Below are 848 nucleotides of genomic sequence, written 5' to 3' on the forward strand. Positions count from 1 at the left end.
GAGCATAGGCAATAACAAAACCGCCGCCGACAACGCGCTCGCGCTCAAAGCCGACAAAGCCCTTGTCCTCACCGCAGGCAACGGCCTCTCCGGCGGCGGCAGCCTGCAAGCCAACCGCACCATCACGCTGGGCACGCCCGGCACGATTACCGCCGCCACGACAAACAGCGTGCAAACCGCCTCCCACACCCACGCCATCGACAAGGCCAGCACCACGGTTGCCGGCGTGGTCAAGCTGAACGACACGCTCGCCAGCCAAAGCCAAACCGAAGCCCTGATCGCCAATGCCGGCCGCCTGCTGAAAAACCTCATCGACGGTGTATCTAGCGACAGCTTCAAACTGCGCGGCGAAATCCCCGCCAACCGTAATTTGAACGACCTGACCGCAACGGCAGCCAATACCGGCGTATGGGTTCAATCCGCCAACGCACGCAGCACCGCCGCCAACAATTATCCCGCGCAACTGGCCGGTACCTTGTTCGTGCTGCCCGCCGTCGCAGGCGGCACGCAAGTTTATATCCCCTACAACAATTCGGGCATTTGGACGCGCACGCAGACATCGGGCAGCAGCGGTTGGAACGCATGGGCGCGGCTCGGCGACGACAAGCTGGGCAACAGCGGCAACCAAACCCTAGCGAACGGCGTACTCAATATCCAGCGCAATGCCTGGGAAAAACTGCGTTTTACCAATTCAGACGGCAGCTTCTGGCGGCTCGAAACCGAGCCGGTCGGCAGCAATGCCGACGGCGCGCGCTTCAACCTCGTCTTCACCGGCGCTGGCGGAGCAAACGAAATCGGCCGCGTGGCCTTCCCACGCGTAGCGGGCGGCGAAACGGCGGCTTATCAAA

1 protein-coding gene is annotated in these 848 nt (G+C 62.6%); it reads left to right on the forward strand.

The features are described 5' to 3' along the window. A partial coding sequence (locus BDE01S_RS11485; protein ID WP_218015877.1) for a pyocin knob domain-containing protein occupies window positions 1–848 on the forward strand: 848 nt, incomplete at both ends.

This window comes from Bergeriella denitrificans NBRC 102155, from assembly GCF_001592185.1.
Taxonomy (GTDB): domain Bacteria; phylum Pseudomonadota; class Gammaproteobacteria; order Burkholderiales; family Neisseriaceae; genus Neisseria; species Neisseria denitrificans.